This is a genomic window from Planktothrix agardhii, assembly GCF_904830935.1.
Classification (GTDB): Bacteria; Cyanobacteriota; Cyanobacteriia; order Cyanobacteriales; family Microcoleaceae; genus Planktothrix; species Planktothrix agardhii.
On record NZ_LR882952.1, the window covers coordinates 1,847,725 to 1,865,251 of the forward strand.

Annotated in this window: 17 protein-coding genes; 6 read left to right on the forward strand and 11 right to left on the reverse strand. The window is 39.1% G+C overall.

The window, feature by feature from the left end:
- Positions 1-25 precede the first annotated feature (25 nt).
- Positions 26-1,975, forward strand: coding sequence for a squalene--hopene cyclase (gene shc / locus NMG88_RS08560; protein ID WP_254035319.1), 1,950 nt, complete (start codon positions 26-28; stop codon positions 1,973-1,975).
- 118 nt (positions 1,976-2,093) lie between these two features.
- A complete protein-coding gene (locus NMG88_RS08565; RefSeq protein ID WP_051319905.1) occupies positions 2,094-2,537 on the forward strand; it encodes a GUN4 domain-containing protein in 444 nt (147 codons plus the stop codon).
- 38 nt (positions 2,538-2,575) lie between these two features.
- Here the strand turns inward: NMG88_RS08565 and NMG88_RS08570 are convergent, their stop codons facing one another.
- Together NMG88_RS08570 and NMG88_RS08575 are read right to left on the reverse strand one after the other, a co-directional pair.
- A complete protein-coding gene (locus NMG88_RS08570) occupies positions 2,576-3,007 on the reverse strand; it encodes a DUF29 domain-containing protein (protein ID WP_042155906.1) in 432 nt (143 codons plus the stop codon).
- Positions 3,008-3,017: 10 nt separating this feature from the next.
- On the reverse strand, positions 3,018-4,307 hold the full coding sequence (locus NMG88_RS08575) for a YcjF family protein (RefSeq protein ID WP_227364931.1): 1,290 nt from the start codon (positions 4,305-4,307) through the stop codon (positions 3,018-3,020).
- Positions 4,308-4,426: 119 nt separating this feature from the next.
- Here NMG88_RS08575 and NMG88_RS08580 point away from each other — a divergent pair, with 119 nt between their 5' ends.
- Entirely contained in the window at positions 4,427-4,945 is a 519-nt protein-coding gene (locus tag NMG88_RS08580) for a hypothetical protein (RefSeq protein ID WP_081694860.1), read from the forward strand.
- Positions 4,946-5,059: 114 nt separating this feature from the next.
- On the opposite strand, the gene NMG88_RS08585 is transcribed toward NMG88_RS08580, so the two are convergent.
- The 6 genes from NMG88_RS08585 to rpsP form a co-directional block, all read right to left on the reverse strand.
- Positions 5,060-5,896, reverse strand: a complete 837-nt coding sequence (locus tag NMG88_RS08585; RefSeq protein WP_042155901.1) for a transglutaminase-like domain-containing protein — start codon at positions 5,894-5,896, stop codon at positions 5,060-5,062.
- A 21-nt stretch (positions 5,897-5,917) separates the two neighbouring features.
- Entirely contained in the window at positions 5,918-6,748 is an 831-nt protein-coding gene (locus NMG88_RS08590) for a DUF6816 family protein (protein ID WP_227381262.1), read from the reverse strand.
- Between the two features lie 131 nt (positions 6,749-6,879).
- Entirely contained in the window at positions 6,880-7,284 is a 405-nt protein-coding gene (locus NMG88_RS08595; protein ID WP_026786246.1) for a ChuX/HutX family heme-like substrate-binding protein, read from the reverse strand.
- An 88-nt stretch (positions 7,285-7,372) separates the two neighbouring features.
- The gene (locus NMG88_RS08600; RefSeq protein WP_254035320.1) at positions 7,373-8,332 is read right to left on the reverse strand and encodes a PhoH family protein; all 960 of its coding nucleotides are present in this window, start codon (positions 8,330-8,332) and stop codon (positions 7,373-7,375) included.
- Between the two features lie 238 nt (positions 8,333-8,570).
- Positions 8,571-9,020: a KH domain-containing protein gene (locus NMG88_RS08605; RefSeq protein WP_026786244.1), complete on the reverse strand. Its 450-nt coding sequence runs from the start codon at positions 9,018-9,020 to the stop codon at positions 8,571-8,573.
- Positions 8,956-9,243, reverse strand: coding sequence for a 30S ribosomal protein S16 (gene rpsP, locus NMG88_RS08610; protein ID WP_026786243.1), 288 nt, complete (start codon positions 9,241-9,243; stop codon positions 8,956-8,958). The genes NMG88_RS08605 and rpsP overlap by 65 nt, the downstream gene beginning before the upstream one ends.
- Before the next feature lie 137 nt (positions 9,244-9,380).
- Between rpsP and NMG88_RS08615 the strand changes: the two genes are divergently transcribed.
- Positions 9,381-10,457, forward strand: a complete 1,077-nt coding sequence (locus NMG88_RS08615; protein WP_042155898.1) for a ligand-gated ion channel — start codon at positions 9,381-9,383, stop codon at positions 10,455-10,457.
- Positions 10,458-10,686: 229 nt separating this feature from the next.
- Here the strand turns inward: NMG88_RS08615 and carB are convergent, their stop codons facing one another.
- The gene (gene carB, locus NMG88_RS08620; protein ID WP_235766053.1) at positions 10,687-13,920 is read right to left on the reverse strand and encodes a carbamoyl-phosphate synthase large subunit; all 3,234 of its coding nucleotides are present in this window, start codon (positions 13,918-13,920) and stop codon (positions 10,687-10,689) included.
- Between the two features lie 458 nt (positions 13,921-14,378).
- Here carB and NMG88_RS08625 point away from each other — a divergent pair, with 458 nt between their 5' ends.
- Entirely contained in the window at positions 14,379-14,666 is a 288-nt protein-coding gene (locus tag NMG88_RS08625) for a hypothetical protein (RefSeq protein ID WP_235751915.1), read from the forward strand.
- A gap of 117 nt (positions 14,667-14,783) precedes the next feature.
- Positions 14,784-15,701, forward strand: coding sequence for an ROK family protein (locus NMG88_RS08630; RefSeq protein WP_227364934.1), 918 nt, complete (start codon positions 14,784-14,786; stop codon positions 15,699-15,701).
- A gap of 119 nt (positions 15,702-15,820) precedes the next feature.
- Here the strand turns inward: NMG88_RS08630 and NMG88_RS08635 are convergent, their stop codons facing one another.
- Both NMG88_RS08635 and NMG88_RS08640 read right to left on the reverse strand, forming a co-directional pair.
- On the reverse strand, positions 15,821-16,021 hold the full coding sequence (locus tag NMG88_RS08635) for a hypothetical protein (RefSeq protein ID WP_144390489.1): 201 nt from the start codon (positions 16,019-16,021) through the stop codon (positions 15,821-15,823).
- A 464-nt stretch (positions 16,022-16,485) separates the two neighbouring features.
- A complete protein-coding gene (locus NMG88_RS08640; protein WP_254035321.1) occupies positions 16,486-17,523 on the reverse strand; it encodes an ABC transporter substrate-binding protein in 1,038 nt (345 codons plus the stop codon).
- Positions 17,524-17,527: the final 4 nt, after the last annotated feature.

Here is a 17,527-nt window from a genome sequence, read left to right on the forward strand (position 1 = left end):
AATAGCAGGAGTGAAACAGATAACAATGGAAATACAAAATCAAGTCTCTGTAACTAAATTAAAAGATGCGATCGCAGCCAGCCAAAACTTTCTATTCTCTCAACAATATCCCGAAGGTTATTGGTGGGCGGAATTACAATCTAATGTCACAATTATATCAGAAGTTATCCTCTTACACAAGATTTGGGGAACCGATAAAACTCGCCCTTTATATAAAGCTGAAACCTATTTACGTTCCCAACAACGAGATCATGGCGGTTGGGAATTATTCTATGGGGATGGAGGAGAACTAAGTACCACCGTTGAAGCATATATGGCGTTAAAAATATTAGGGGTATCTGAAACAGATTCTGCCTTAATTAAAGCCAAACAATTTATTTTAGAACAGGGTGGAATTACCAAAACTCGGATTTTTACTAAGCTACATTTAGCCTTGATTGGATGTTATGACTGGCGCGGGATTCCCTCAATTCCCCCTTGGATTATGTTGTTACCCGAAGGTTCACCTTTTACCATCTATGAAATGTCTAGTTGGGCGAGAAGTAGTACAGTTCCTTTATTAATTGTATTTGATAAAAAGCCAGTTTTTAGGTTTAATTCTAGTCTAAATTTAGATGAATTATATGTAGAAGGACGAGAAAATGCTATTTTTAAATTACCTAAAAATAATGATTGGACAGATATTTTTTTGGACTTAGATCAGATTTTTAAATTTGCCGAACTCTTTAATATTGTCCCCTTACGAGAACAGGGATTAAAAGCAGCAGAAAAATGGATTTTAGAACGACAAGAAATTACCGGAGATTGGGCAGGAATTATCCCGGCAATGTTAAATTCTTTATTGGCGTTAAAATGCTTAAATTATCCGGTATCTGATCCGATTGTTCAACGGGGTTTAGAAGCCATAGATAATTTTGCGATAGAAACAGAAGAAAGTTATCGAATGCAAGCCTGTGTGTCTCCAGTTTGGGATACAGCTTGGGTTGTTCGAGCTTTAATTGAATCAGGAATTGACCCAAATAATGCTGATATAGTCAAAAGTTCAAAATGGTTAATTCGTCAACAAATTTTAGATTATGGAGATTGGAATATTAAAAATAAACAGGGAAAACCTGGGGGATGGGCGTTTGAATTTGCGAATAAATTTTATCCTGATTTAGATGATTCTGCCGTTGTAGTAATGGCATTAAATCAAGCTAAAATTACCGATGAACCCTTGAAAACAGCAACAATAATTAGAGGAATTGATTGGATGATCTCAATGCAGTGTAAAGCCGGAGGTTGGGCGGCTTTTGATATTGATAATGATCAAGATTGGATTAATGCGGTTCCCTATGGGGATTTAAAAGCCATGATTGATCCAAATACGGCGGATGTTACCGCTAGAGTGATTGAAATGTTAGGGGAATTAGATCCTAATTCTTCAGAATTTCAATTGAAAATTCAATCTTTAAAACCCTCAATTGAACGGGCAATTTCCTATTTAAAACAGGAACAAGAAACCGATGGGAGTTGGTTCGGACGTTGGGGAGTTAATTATATTTATGGAACCAGTGGAGTATTATCAGCTTTAGCGGTAATTAATCCTATTTATAAAAATTGGGGTTATACTTCTCTAAACCCCTTAATGGAACGGGGGACAAATTGGTTAGTTAGTTGTCAAAATATTGATGGGGGTTGGGGGGAAACCTGCCATAGTTATAATGATCCTAAATTCAAAGGAAAAGGGGTTAGTACCGCCTCACAAACGGCTTGGGCGTTAATTGGTTTAATGGCAACGGGATGTTATGAAATGGAGGTGATTCAAAGGGGAATTAACTATTTAATTTCAATACAACTTTCCGATGGTCGCTGGGATGAGTCGGAATTTACGGGAACTGGATTTCCGGGTCATTTCTATATAAAATATCATTACTATCAACATTATTTTCCGTTATTGGCATTAGGTCGTTATCAAAAGTTGCAACAACTTTAACCTAACTTTGGGTGGGTTTTACCCCATCCCAACTTTAATGTTTGTCAACAGTGGATTCAGGGCTTATAATTTTTGGAATTAGGGCTAAAGCCCAACAACGTTATAATTTTAATTAAACATGGGTAATCGAGAAAAAGTTATTGTTTCATTGGGTGTGATTGCATCAATTACATCTTTAGTAATTGGGATGGCTAGAACAGCTACAGTGTCGGAAAAAACCAGGGTGAAACCGGATTATGAACGATTAGCTCATTTATTATCAGCAAAACAATTCACTAAAGCTGAACTACAAACCTATAGAATCATGCTGTTAGCTTTAGGAAAAAACCCCAAATATTCTGATCCTATTGAGTTAAAAAAACGGGATATTGCTAAACTTCCATGTCAAGATTTAAGGAAAATAGAAAAAATTTGGCATCCTTATACCCAGGGAACTATTCATTTTAGAAATAAAATTATGAGTTGGCAGAATGATCAACAAAATTTAAGTTCTGCAATTATTTCTCGATTGGATATTTGTAGAATTGAAGATATCAAAAATTCTACTGCTCTGAATCAATAGGATATTTAAGTTTGCTTAATTTTTGTAACAAATGGAGATTAAATTGGTAAAAATTGAGAATCTAAGGTTTGTTCTAAGGTATAGAGACAAACTTCGGGAAAGATTTGTTCATCGAGTTTTGTTTCTCGAATAGCTAAGGCTAATCCTAATTCATAAGCATCGGGTAAAACTGGATTCAAATAGGATTTTAAACTGGGACTATCTTGTAATAAAAACTTAATTTGTACTCGTTGTTCTCGAATTGTTCCTAACCAGCTATTCGTTCGTTTATCAGGTTGAAATTGCCATTTTAATAAATGTCCTAAGAGAATCCCTAATCTATTTCTCAGTTCTTGCCGTTCTTTTCGTCCCAAAGCTTCTATTTCCTCAATTAAATTTAGATGATCTAACTGTTGCCATTGTTTAGTTTTAAGCAAATTAACTTGATTTTGAATCCAACCATAAAAATCGGTTTCATATAAATCCGTCATATTTCCTCCTTTATTTTGATGAATTGATCCCTTTAAATCTTTCTTTTGCTGTTTTGAATGCTTCGTCCATAACAACTTGAATCTTTTGCGGATCAGGTTTTTTTCCTCCCATTAAATCCCCGAAATAAACACAAGCTCCTTCCCCTAATGCCCAAGTATAAGCAGCAGCCCAAGACGCAGCAATAACACTACCAAAACCGGGGATAAATTTAATTAATTCTCGACCGATCATTTGGGCAAAAAACCCTCCAGCGATCGCACTAACTAAACCTCCAGCTTGAGAAATATTTAAGGTTTTTCCGTAGAGATTTCCTAATAACACTACTAGAGAAACTTGTACGGCTGTTAAGACAGGCATAGTGGCAAAAGGAAGGGGAACTGCTGCAACGGTTGCCGCCATAATACTAAAGGCTAAAATATAGCGTCGCCCCACATCTCGATAGATGTTTCCCAGTTGATTATTAACCTCTCCATTTAATAATTCATGAATCGTTCTAGCTTCGGCTTCAGGAAGCAAATTGGCTAAGGTATCCCGTAGAGATTCTAAGCCATAAAATACAGGATTATAACCATCTTCTTCTAGGGTAAAATCAATTAATACAGCCTGATCATATAACCCTTTAAACGCTATTTTTAAGGCTTCAAAAGCTCTGCTAATATCCTCAAAATCTGGGGGATAAATGGGATGATTTTCGGTTTGGGGCGGATAAATTTCATGCAAGCAAGTAATTGCTAATAGACAGGGAATATGGGGATAGTTTTTGCGTAAACTTTCGGCAATTATGCGGAGGGTATCGGTAGCAAAATCGTTAATTTTAACAGTTAAAATTAAAACCCTAGCTCCTTGACTTTCTTTCTGCAAATCGCCGATTAATTCTTCAATTATGATAGAAGTATCTTGGTTAATATCTCCTAAACCCACGGTATCTTTAAAGATTAGCAAAGGTAAATCATTAGACGGATAAGCATAACGTTCTGTATTTTGAGTATGGGGACGAAATCCTTGACCAATAATTTCCGATGAAACCCCCGTTAATCCTCTAACAATTGAACTTTTTCCCGCTTGAGGTTTGCCAATTAATAAGGCTTCTGTCGTGGGAAGTTCTGCCCGAATTGTTGCTAAAATCTCAGCAATTTGTGTCTCATTGACATTAAACCATTGGACAAAGGTTTTAGAGATTCGGTCAGTGGGGAATAGTCTTTTTAATTGTTGGGTTGTCCGATGCCAACCCCCTTTTATCCTAGGGAGATTAGCTGATGTCGGTTGATTAGAGGGTGGGGTCTCCGGGGTTTCAGTCATAGGTCGGGTCTGATATTTTGTAGATAAAGCTAATCGGTTTAATATTAATAGTATGCTAATAGTAGCGTACTTGTTTACAATTAGTGTTAATGTTGAGGTAGCATAATTTAATTATACTCATGGTAACAAAGAATATCAGAGCCGTGACTTACGTTCCGCCAGACTATCATAAAAAGCTGCGTCAGTACATGAAACGGCACAACTTAACTGAAAGTGCCGCTTTAGTCCAGATGATTAAACAGTTTTTTGATGGGGAACAACCTCAATTCAATCCTGAATTGAAAACCGAGGTCGAAGAAATTGTACAAGAGCAACTGAAACTGTTCCAAGAAGATATTGATCTTTTAAAAGATCAAATGTCTTTAATGCAGCAGTTATTAGACAAAAAAACTTCGGTTGAAACCACCCGTAAATCCTCAAGTTCTGTTAATAATGTTAATAGTAATCATCCTAGAAGTTTATTGAGGTTGACACCAAAAACAGAGGAAGAACTGACTCGTCGCTTAGGAGTAAATACGGGAAATGTTGCTAAAGAATTTTCTAAAGGTGCAGAACATTTTAGCCATTGGAGTCAACAAAAAGATCCCAGTGGTATTGGTTGGCACAGGCGGGGCGATGGTTTGTACTATCCTGTCTAAATAATTACACCATAGCCACATTTTTTTCCCAGAACCTGCTACCACTAGGAATATTAAATTATGAGTTGTTTGAATGATTATCGGGATAGGGAAGTGATTTCTTTTTCGAGTATTCTAATGACTAATGGCTTGATTTGTATATTCAGAATCATCTCCATCAGAGATAGTTTCTAAACACTCAACATCCACGTTCATTTGAGTCATTTCTACATCCCCAAAAATCGTAGCAAAAGCAGTATCCGCCGCATCTCGTCCGGTTCCAATTCTGATTAATCCATCCCGGGGAGCTAGACGAGTCGCATCAAATAGATACCAGCGATCGCTTAAATATACCTCAAAATAAGCATGAAAATCAGGCGGTTGTAGTTTATAAGCATAACCCGATGCAAACCTAGCTGGAATATTTAAAGCCCGACAAAAGGCAATTCCTAAATGGGCAAAATCTCGACAAACTCCCGCTCTTTCTGTCACCGTATCAAAGGCAGAAGTATGTTGATCACTACTCCCAGATAAATACATTACGTTATCATAAATCCAATTACAAATTGCCGTAATTCGGGAATAATCTGGCAGTAAATAACCAAATTCCGATTGAGCTAATCGCATTAATCGATCGGATTGACAATAGCGACTTGGATAAATATATTGTAACATTTCTAAGGGAATTTGAGCAACGGGAACTTCATTAATTGTTGTCGGATTTGTTTCTTCATAAATTACATCAACAATGGCTTGATAGGATAGGCGAAATTTTCCCGAAGGTACATTAATCCTCAGATAACGATTACCTAAAACCGGATTAACATATTCTTCAAAATGGAGATTTGATTCTAATTGTAGATGTTCTTCTAATATCCGTTGATTGTGAGCTTTAGCAACATTGATATTAAAAATAAACGTACTATAATCCCTAACTTCATACTCTAATTGACAACCAACTTTAAATTTCATATTTCCCTCCGTGATGGCAATTTATCCTGCATTCCTAACTAACTTTAATTGATATCTATATAAGGCCACCGGATGACCACTTGCCGCAAAGAAATTTGGATCTTTAGGAGATAAATAAACCGCCGTAACTTGATCTGCAACAATGGATTTAACTTCGGATTTTGATCCAACTTTCTCAAATTCTGCTCTGTAACCTGTGGTTGTTTCCACTTCATTCAAATAGATTTGAGATGAGCTTTCAAACACCTGTTGACTGATTTCCGTTGCAATAAATTGATCCTCCCTGGGACTTTCACTACTCCGACCCGTAATGGTGGAAACCAATTCTACATTTCCGGGTAAAGCGGTCATTTGACGATTGGGATTAGTCGGATCAATCTTAACCGATAAAATTCCATTTTCTCCCAAGGTTGCCTTACCAATATTAAACCCATTAAAAGCGCGATCTCCCACTATCTTAATATCTATTTTATCATGATTTTTGGGATCGGATTCCTGGGGAGAAAAAAATAAAGTTAGGGGAAAAATCTGTAACTTAGGTAACAATTCAACCCGTTTAAATCTAACCTGAAACTGTATCGGTTGCTTCAGAGATTCAGAACTATTTTTAAACCCAGGAGTGGTCACTTTAGGAGCAAGGGGAGCCACTTTATCTACTAACATACTCGTAACATTCCATTCCCCCTCCATCCACTCAGGATAATATAAATCTTCCTTCACCGCCTGCACCATTGGTTTATGATTCCAATTTGGAAATGCGGATAAACGGTCGGCTAACTGTCCCGCTTGAGCTTCGGTTTTCCCTATAATTAAACCAACAATTAAACCCAGAATTAGAATTAATTTTTTCATTTTTTTTTAATAGTGAATAGGGATCACTGATTTAAGAGGATTTCACGGATTTTAATCTGTCATGACTTACGCATCACCGCTATCAATAGTAGGGGTAATTCATGAATTACCCCAAATTTAGATGATTAATCCTATAAACTTTCCAGAGGAATAGGTTCCCAAACTTCCCCATATTGTTCTTTTAAACCCTGCCAATTTTCCACCTGTCCTGGCTCATATTCCCCTGGTTTTCCCCATTGTAAAAATGCACTTAACGCCACTTCATTTTGTTCATTTAGGAAGCGAATCGCGTAGGTAGTAAAATTGCCCCGTTTCGCTTCTCCGGTTTCAAATTTAACCTGTTTAATATGATCCATATTCAGATGAAATTCAAAGCCCTCGGTGTGCATATTCGCATATTTTCCTTTGGGTAATTCTGCATAAAATAGCTTTTCAATCTTTCCCCGGGCTTCTAATACAGCCGAACTACTGGTAACAATTAACCGTAAAGTTCCTAAACTTTCACAATCTTCTAAAAATGCTTTGAGATTACTCATGGTTCAAGTTCCCAATTTAATTAGTTTTTAAGACTTAATTTTACTAGATTTTTGGGAACTTCAGCTTAAATCTTTCTAAGATATATTTTTACTTAGGCTTTTCATGCTTTTCATAAGCCGCCACAATGCGCTGGACTAATGAATGACGCACGACATCTGCTTGAGAAAATTCACAAAAGGCAATTCCCTCAACATTTTTTAATACTTTTAAAGCCATTGTTAACCCCGATGTTTGATTGGGTAATAAATCCGTTTGGGTAATATCTCCCGTGACCACCATTCGAGAACCAAAACCTAAACGTGTTAATACCATTTTCATCTGACCCGGAGTAGTATTTTGGGCTTCATCTAAAATCACAAAGGAATTGTTTAACGTCCGACCCCGCATATAAGCAATGGGAGCCACTTCAATCACCCCACGTTCTATTAAATTTGCTGTTTTTTCTGGGTCAATTAATTCATAAAGTGCATCATATAATGGTCGTAAATAGGGATTAACTTTTTGTTGTAAATCCCCAGGTAAAAATCCTAATTTTTCCCCAGCTTCCACCGCCGGACGAGTTAAAATTAACCGTTCATATTGATCAGATAATAGGGATTGTAACGCTAAAATTGCCGCCAAATAGGTCTTTCCAGTTCCCGCCGGGCCAATACAAAATACTAAATCATGACTACGCATCGCCTGGATATATTGACGTTGACGAAAGGTTTTTGCCCGAATTTCTATTCCTCGCCTGGTTTTCGCTAAAACATCACGCTGAATATCTTTAAAAACATCCTCTTGATTAGTATTAATTGCATGACGCGCCGTTAGGATATCTACAGAACTAATCGGTTTTCCATCCTGCCATAACTCGTTCAAAGATGCAACTAATTTTTGACACAATTGAATCTGACTAGCGGTTCCACTGATTAGCAATTCCTGTCCCCGCATTACCAGTTCAGCGCCCGTTTGTTGAGATAGAATTTTAAGATTATCTTCTTGATAGCCAGAAAGCGCCATTGCACTTTCCATACTTGGTAACCCAAGGGTGAATCGCTCAGTCATTTGATATTACAAAATATGATTACTTTTAATAAAAATTCAAAACCAAATTACCATTATCCGTAATTCGTAATTCGTAATTCGTAATTCGTAATTCGTAATTCTTCAGAGAAGACGTTGGGCAAAATTGTTAGGGTTGGTTAAACCTAATTCTGCCCAACATTAAAAAACCAATTCCAAGGGCAAACCTATCCTCAATAGTGATTAGGAATTCACTACTAAGAATAGAGTTAAAACCACTTCATTCTTCGTATCTTCGATTCAAACGAGGCTTAGAAGGGGCTGCACGGACTGGACGAGCCTGTTCCGAATATTGACCCGGGGAACGCTGATTAAAGCTCTCCCTGGGTTCCCTCGGACTCGCGGGTTCATCGGATTCACCATTGTTATAGATATCCAGATAAACCGTTTCACCAGAGGACACAGCCAGGGCCGTTAAAACCATCCGAATCGCCTGAATATTGCGCCCGCCACGACCATAAATCCGTCCCTTATCTTCGGCTTCTACAGCTAACCGAATCCAAGTTCTGCGTATGCTAGAAAAACGCTCACAATCAACCTTCAGGGATTCTGGAAATTCCAGAAACGGCTTGACTAAAAACCGCACCAGTTCGTCATAACTGGGACTAGACTGCGGATTCTGCGACAGTTGTTTCGGGTTCGACTCCAGACTTGAGTAGTTCAAAAACATTTTCTTTTCTCAGGATGTCACGCACAGTATCAGTCGGTTGTGCCCCTTGCTGTAGGCGACGGATAATACCAGCCTTATCCAATCGAACTTCGTCGGTTCTAGGATTGTAGAAGCCCAGTTCTTCTAGGGGACGACCATCTCGGCGAGACAAACTATTCATCACCACAATGCGGTAACTAGCTTCCCGCTTTTTTCCGAATCTCTTTAAACGCAGTTTGATCATTAATTGATGCAAAACACTTCTCTATGGATTGTAAGCTATTTTTCAACAACCGAGCCATTTCTTTGGGATAAACTTTAGCCAACACTTGTTGTATGGGCGATTGACCCCTGAAAACGACTCAAACTGTCAGAAATACTATGCCATCACCTATTCTATCTCACTGGATTGACCTGAAAAAAAATAGTCGTAAATTCCTGTTCCCAGCTTTGGGTATCATTACCCTGATCTTGATTTTACAGTTGGGGAAATATTTCCGTACCCCGACCCCACACCAAAATTCCTTAATTTATCAACACCTAACCGAAATTCCCGCCACCGCCCAAAAAGTTACCGTTGGGGTTTATGCTCAAAATATTTATGAATTGAATGCTTCAAGCAATACCTATTATCTGGATTTCTATTTATGGTTACGTTGGAAAGGCAAAATTGACCCCGTTGCTAACTTAGAATTTATGAACGGCGTTGAAGACTGGGGAAGAATCATCGAACCCGCTTATGAAGAACCGAAAAAACTCAAAGATGGTAGTTTCTATCAAATTATGCGGGTAGAAAGTCGGTTTCGAGAACCCTTTGAATTTTCCCGTTATCCCCTAGATGAACAACGCTTAGGGGTGACAATTGAAAATGCTGTTTATCCATTAAATCAATTAGTCTATATCGCAGATACAAAAGAATCAGGTTATGCTGCGGATTTAACTGTTCCCGGATGGAAAATTAGAAATTCTGAAATTAAAACCTTATCCCATCAATATCCCTCTAATTTTGGGGATTTGGACGAAGGAAAAAATAACTCGATTTATTCTACTCTGCGGTTTGAAATGCACATTTCCCGTCCTCTAAGTTTCTTTACTTGGAAATTATTACTCCCGTTATTCGTAGTTTTGTTTTCTAGTTGGGGTGCATTATTACTCTATCCCATCTACGTTGACTCTCGAATTATTCTTCCCGTCACCGCTTTATTAACGATTGTTTTTCTGCAACAATCCTATTCCGATGCTTTACCTGATGTTGGCTATTTGGTATTATTAGATAAAATCTATGCCTTAGTCTATGTTTTAATTATTGCCGGGATTTTAGAAACCATTATTACCGCAGATTGGGCAAAAAGTGAAGATCCCGAATCCATTGTCCGAGTCAAAAAACTTGACCAATGGTTTTTAATTGCAAATATCGTAATTTTATCCGGGGGAATGATTCTATTTTTGCTATTTTAAGACTTTTATAGCAATCTTAAATGATTTGCGATCAGAATATAGAACCCCACCCTAGCCCTCCCCTTACTAAGGGGAGGGTTGGGAGGGGTCGAGATAGATGGAAATATTACAACTGATTTAGGATTGCTATAGCTAATTGGTGTTAGTTTTGGAGCGATCGCAATTAAGAATAAAGTAGGGGTAATTCATGAATTACCCCTACTCAATTGTCAACACCCGACAGGATGGGTTAGATGTAATAATCCTGAATCGCTTTCACTTCCAGGGGAGTAGACTTTAAGGAATGAATCGCTGCCACCGTCGCCTTAGCCCCAGCAATAGTTGTAATAATCGGGATTTTGTAGGCTAAAGCTGAACGACGAATCAGAATCCCATCACTGCGGGACTCCTCCCCAGAAGGAGTAATAATAGCCAACTGCACCGCCTGGTTTTTGATAGCATCCAAAATATTCGGCCGTCCTTCGTGCAGTTTCAACTCCATCTCCACTTTCACCTCATTTTCCCAAAGCACTTTGCGAGTCCCAATAGTCGCGGTAACTTTGAACCCTAAAGCCAAGAAATCCCGCACCACGGGCACAATAGCCTGTTTATCCCGTTCATTCACCGAAATAAACACCGTCCCCGATAGGGGTAACACCTGTCCGGCGGCCAGTTCTGCCTTGGCAAAGGCTTTGCCGAATTCGGTATCAATCCCCATCACTTCCCCTGTAGAGCGCATTTCCGGCCCTAACAGCACATCCGTACCAGGGAATTTAGCAAAGGGTAACACGGCTTCTTTCACAGAAACGTGGGTGGGAATTATTTCTTCGGTAAAGCCCAATTCAATTAAACTTTTACCCGACATCACCCGGGAAGCAATTTTGGCTAAGGGAACCCCAATCGCCTTAGAGACAAAGGGAACAGTTCGAGACGCCCGGGGATTTGCTTCTAAAATAAACACATTTTCCCCCTGTACCGCAAACTGAATATTCATTAACCCAACCACATTTAACGCCTTGGCCAGTTCAATGGTTTGACGGCGAATGGTGGTAACGGCGGCTTCCGATAGGGTTTGGTAGGGAATCGAACAAGCGGAGTCCCCAGAGTGAATTCCAGCCTGTTCGATATGTTCCATAATTCCACCGATCACAACATTTCCCTGTTGGTCGGCGATCGCATCCACATCAACTTCTATGGCATTTTGCAGGAACTGATCGACTAAAATGGGGTGATCGGGTTCGACATGAACCGCAAACAGCATATATCGTTCCAATTCTTCATCAGAATAAACGATTTCCATTGCCCGTCCCCCTAACACATAGGAAGGACGCACAACCACCGGATATCCGATGCGCTTCGCCACTTTTAAGGCTTCTTTGAAACTGCGGGCCATACCGTTTTCGGCTTGCAAAATATTCAATTCCCGCAGAATTTTTTCAAACCGTTCTCGGTCTTCAGCAATATCAATCGAGTCGGGAGAAGTTCCCCAAATCTTGGTTTTTAGGGTAGTTTTTTCTAAGGCTCGTTGCAGAGGTAAGGCTAACTTCAGAGGGGTTTGACCACCGAATTGAATAATAATTCCTTCCGGTTCTTCTGCTTCAATAATATTCAGAACATCCTCTTTAGTTAGGGGTTCAAAATATAAGCGATCGCTCGTATCATAGTCGGTGGAAACGGTTTCTGGGTTAGAGTTAACCATAATTGTTTCATAACCATCCGCCCGTAAAGAATAGGAGGCATGACAACAACAATAATCAAACTCAATCCCCTGTCCGATGCGGTTAGGGCCACCGCCTAAAATCATAACCTTGGGTTTTGTAGACGGTAAAATTTCGTCTTCTTCCCAGTAGGTTGAATAGTAATAGGGTGTGGTCGATTCAAATTCCGCCGCACAGGTATCCACCATTTTATAAACAGGTTTGACTCCTAATCCTTTGCGATAGGTTCGGACTTCATCTTCCGTGGTTTTGGTGGCAAAGGCAATTTGGCGATCGCTAAATCCTTGCCGTTTTACTGCTAACAGTTTATCGGCTTTTAGCTCAGGTAAAGAAGTCCGTTTGAGGAATTTTTCCGTTTCTAAAATTTCCTGCATTTTATCTAAAAACCACGGATCAATTCCGGTCAGTTCATAGATTTCTTCTACGGTCATTCCCAACAGCATCGCATTCCGAACTGTTAAAATTCGTTCTGGGTTAGGTGTGCGTAAACCGGAACGAATATGATCCAAACTAGAGAGTTTTTCTGAGCGATCGCAACCCCAACCTGCTAACCCAGTTTCCAAGGATCGTAGGGCTTTTTGGAAGGATTCACAGAAGGTTCCACCAATCGCCATCGCTTCCCCGACGGACTTCATTTGTGTGGTTAAAACAGGTTCCGAACCAGGGAATTTCTCAAAGGCAAAGCGGGGAATTTTTGTCACCACATAATCAATTGTGGGCTCAAAGGAAGCCGGGGTTTTCTTAGTAATATCATTGTTGATTTCATCTAAGGTATATCCCACCGATAATTTCGCGGCAAATTTAGCGATCGGGAATCCCGTGGCTTTGGAAGCTAAGGCAGAAGACCGACTCACCCGGGGATTCATCTCAATTACAATAAAATCCCCAGTCACGGGATTAACCGCAAATTGAATATTAGATCCTCCGGTTTCTACCCCAATTTCTCGGATAATTTTAATCGAAGCATCCCGCAATCTTTGATATTCTTTATCAGTTAAGGTTTGGGCGGGAGCAACGGTAATTGAATCCCCAGTATGTACTCCCATCGGATCGATATTTTCAATCGAACAAATAATCACCACGTTATCAGCCAGATCCCGCATCACCTCTAATTCATATTCTTTCCAACCAATTAAGGATTGTTCGATTAAAATTTGAGAATTGGGAGACGCATCTAAACCCGATTGAGCAATTTCTTCAAATTCTTCTTGGTTATAGGCAATACCACCCCCAGTTCCTCCCATGGTAAAGGCTGGACGAATAATTAAGGGGTAGCTACCAATTTCATGCCCCACCTGAATCGCCTCACTCATGGTATTAGCAATTCCCGAAGGGCAACAGGCCACTCCGATTTTTTCCATGGCCTCTTTGAACAGTTGCCGATCTTCGGCCTTTTCAATCGCTTCTAATTTGGCCCCAATCAGTTCGACTCCATATTTCTCTAAGGTGCCATTTCTGGCTAAAGCTACGGCTAAGTTAAGGGCGGTTTGACCTCCCATTGTGGGTAATAGGGCATCGGGACGTTCTTTTTCGATTACCTTGGCCACGATTTCGGGAACCAGAGGCTCAATATAGGTGCGTTCGGCTGTTTCTGGGTCAGTCATAATCGTCGCTGGGTTGGAGTTGACCAACACCACCTCATAGCCTTCTTCCCGCAGGGCTTTACAGGCTTGAGTTCCTGAATAGTCGAACTCACAGGCTTGTCCAATCACAATCGGCCCAGAACCCAGGAGCAAAATTTTCTTTATGTCTGTACGTTTCGGCATTATGAATTCTGTGTATATCAGTTGAGGTTTAGCTTCATTAAACGGGATTGAGTATACAACTTACTCTTAAGTCTCTAAACATTTTAAGGGTATCCCTTTATATTCTTGTGAACTGTTTGATTAAACCTTGACAAATTCAGTTTGGTTTTTTTTACAAAAATTTAAAATTTTCGGGGTTGCCACCGGATGCGCCGCCATGCTATATTAATGATATTGGTAATTATATATAATGGGATGGTTGCAAAAATTTTAAAATTGCGACCATTCCATTATATTAAGAGTATGTTCCCACAAATCCGCGGCCGTGTCAAGGGGGAATCCGGGTTTTTTTTTTCGATTTTTGGTAAATTTTTGTAATGATTGGGGTCAGTAGACTTTATCGACAATTGATGAGAGACTAAGAGCAAATGGTTAACATCCTGTCAGTTTAGCCAGTCTGTTTTTAGCTGCGAGTCATTATGCCCAGAACGCCCGATGAATATGTAGTTCACATCATGATTGAGGGGGGTCATCGAGAAGAAATTAAGTTTCCCACGATGCAAGACTTTCAGGTGTGGTACAACAAAGTTTTACTGCCCAAATTTGATAGTACCGAATTTATCAATGTTCCCATCAAACAAAGGGCAGAAGATAATAATGCTAAAGAATATATGGTTGTTCGTCCGAGTGCGATTAAGGCTATTCGGGTGGAACCTGTATTTAACTCCAGTATTGACCGTCGCATGGTTGACGAACCCGATATTTAAGTATTGACACTCCCACGGGTGAACCGCGTGGGCTTTGTGCGAGGTTGTTGTAAGCCCGACCGGGCTTATTCAATTATTAATGTTAATGAGAAAGCCCTTTAGGGCTTACTACGAGAAGTGAACACAGTGCAAGTTATTGGGATAGATTTAGGTGGGACGGCGATAAAATTGGGCTGTTTTGCACCGGATGGAACTTGTTATCAATCCTTAACGGTTCCCACACCTCAACCAGCGACACCGGAAGCGGTGTTAATAGCAATAGTTGAGGCTTTAGCACAAATCAGGAAAAATGTCAATAATATTGTGGCAATTGGATTGGGAACTCCTGGGCCTGTGGATGGGACGGGAAAAATTGCCAAAGTAGCGATTAATTTAGCCGGATGGCAGGATGTTCCCTTAGCTGATTGGTTAGAAGAAAAAACGGGTTTACCTGTGATTTTAGCCAATGATGCTAACTGTGCGGGGTTAGGTGAAGCATGGTTAGGGGCGGGGAGACGGTTTCAAAATTTAATCCTATTAACATTAGGAACAGGCGTTGGCGGGGCGATTATTTTAAATGGGGAATTATTTGTCGGACATCAAGGGGCGGCGGCGGAATTAGGATTAATTAGTCTTAATTTTGATGGCCATGTTTGTAATAGTGGAAATCGAGGTTCTTTAGAACAATATACTTCAGTTCAAGCTATTCGCCGGGATACGGGATTAGAACCCGCAGAATTAGCGGAAAAAGCCTTAGCAGGGGATGAAAAAGCGATTGAATATTGGCAAGAATATGGCAAGTTATTAGGGATAGGATTAGCGAATTTAATTTATGTATTAACCCCAGAAGCGATAATTTTAGGCGGGGGAATTAGTGCGGGGGCTGATTTATTTTTACCGACGATGAAAGCGGAATTAGAACAAAGAGTATTATTCAGTTCCAGAGAGGGGTTAGAAATATTAATTGCCGAATTAGGGAATCAAGCGGGAATGATTGGGGCGGCAAAATTAGCGTTTCAGAAGTTTGTTAGGATAGAGGATCAAATTGATTCATAAAAACAGGTGGCAATAGTTTTTACTTTCTCAAATACCTGTATTGATTCATCTATAATATAACAAAACTGTAGGAGCGAGACGCACTTCGCCCCTAAAAAATTACATTATGAAATTAATCGTCATTCAATAAACATCTTAGTAATTACCCATAACCCCTGTTCAGGACGAATTTCACAACGAATAGGTGCAGAATCATAATTTGTCAGGGGAATTCCTAAAACCGATATCTTTGATTGAGTATCAATAATTGCAGAAAATAGATCGTTACTATTAATGATCTGAAAGAGTAAAACCAAGTCTAGTAATATTTTTTGTATCATAAGCCTCTTTAAATTGCTTAAATAGCAAAAGAGCATTATCAGGAAGATGGGGGGGGATTAGCCTGTTTTTCATGCCACATCCGAATCCAATTATAACCATGAATTGCGGTTGGAATTAAACCAATAGGATCTACCATTTTAAATCTTATCCTCCTCTTGACTTACAATTACTTTATTTTTGACTAGAGTATAATTATTACTGTCAAATAAAATATTAACACCGATCGCAAATGTGATCAAGGAGTTACAGATTTAAACGCTATAATCAAGATTGATAGAGAAGCATAGGGGTTTTGTTTTAATATCTCAACCAATTTTTTCATATTGTCTTCCAAATTAGCAGACTTCAACTTTTTGATATCTTTTAAAAGCATCACGTCTAAATTCAATCTTCCAAAGCATCTAATGAAGTAATTCAGGACTATCAATATCAACGTTTTGATTCCTAGACTTTGAAGTATCAATTAAGCCACTAACCATAGGCTAGAATCCAAGGAATCTGTTAATGATGGAACCCGATCAATTATACCATATTGAGCCAGTTTTTCTGACATTTCTTGCCAACGGTTTGCCGAAATATAACCAATTTGATCAGGGTTAATTCCGCAGGTAAGATAATCAGCAATTAACTGTAAAGATTTGGTTTGATAATCTAAATTGTGATATTCACTATCGGGTTTTATATAGGCATCAACCACAATTTGAGCGGCTTGATTAATATTATCTAGGGCTAATTTCCATCCGGCAAAAGATGCTTTTAAAAACTGATTCACCCATTCAGAATGATGGTCTAATAACTGTTGATGGGCAAAAATTACCTGCACATAGGCATCATATCCATAATCGCTGAATTTTAAAATATTGGGTTTAATTCCAGTTTTATAGCTAAAACCAATGGGTTCATCAACACTATAACATTGAACGGCTGCTAATTCCCCACTTTGTAATCGATCATATTTATCCTGATAGGAAATCGGGACAATTTCAATATCTTGAGGTGATAAACCATTGGCATTAATTATTAATTCCATGACTTTTTTTATGTTTCCATGAATCCCAACTTTTTGCCCAACCAAATTATTAAGAGAATGGATATTTTTTTCGGGAATAGACATTAACCCCAAAGGGGATGCTTGAAACATAGTTGCGATCGCTTTAACCGGATATCCTTGCACTTGGGCGGCTAAAATAGCATCCTGTTCCCCACAGCCTAATATTAAAGGATTTTCTGCCATTTGTTCAAATACATTTCTATCTGAATTTACAGGTAGAATCTCAATATTTAATCCTCTTTGTTTATATAATCCATAATAATCTGCTAATAGTAACCCTGCAAATTGAACATTATATTTCCAGTCCAACTGCATAGTTAAATGGGGAGTTGAGGTTGGGATAATATCAATAATAGAGGTTGAAGGATTGGCTAAAAGCGCAAATCCCAAACCCCCACAATATTTTACAAAGTCTCGACGCGAAATTAATTCTATTTCCGGTTTATCCATGGAT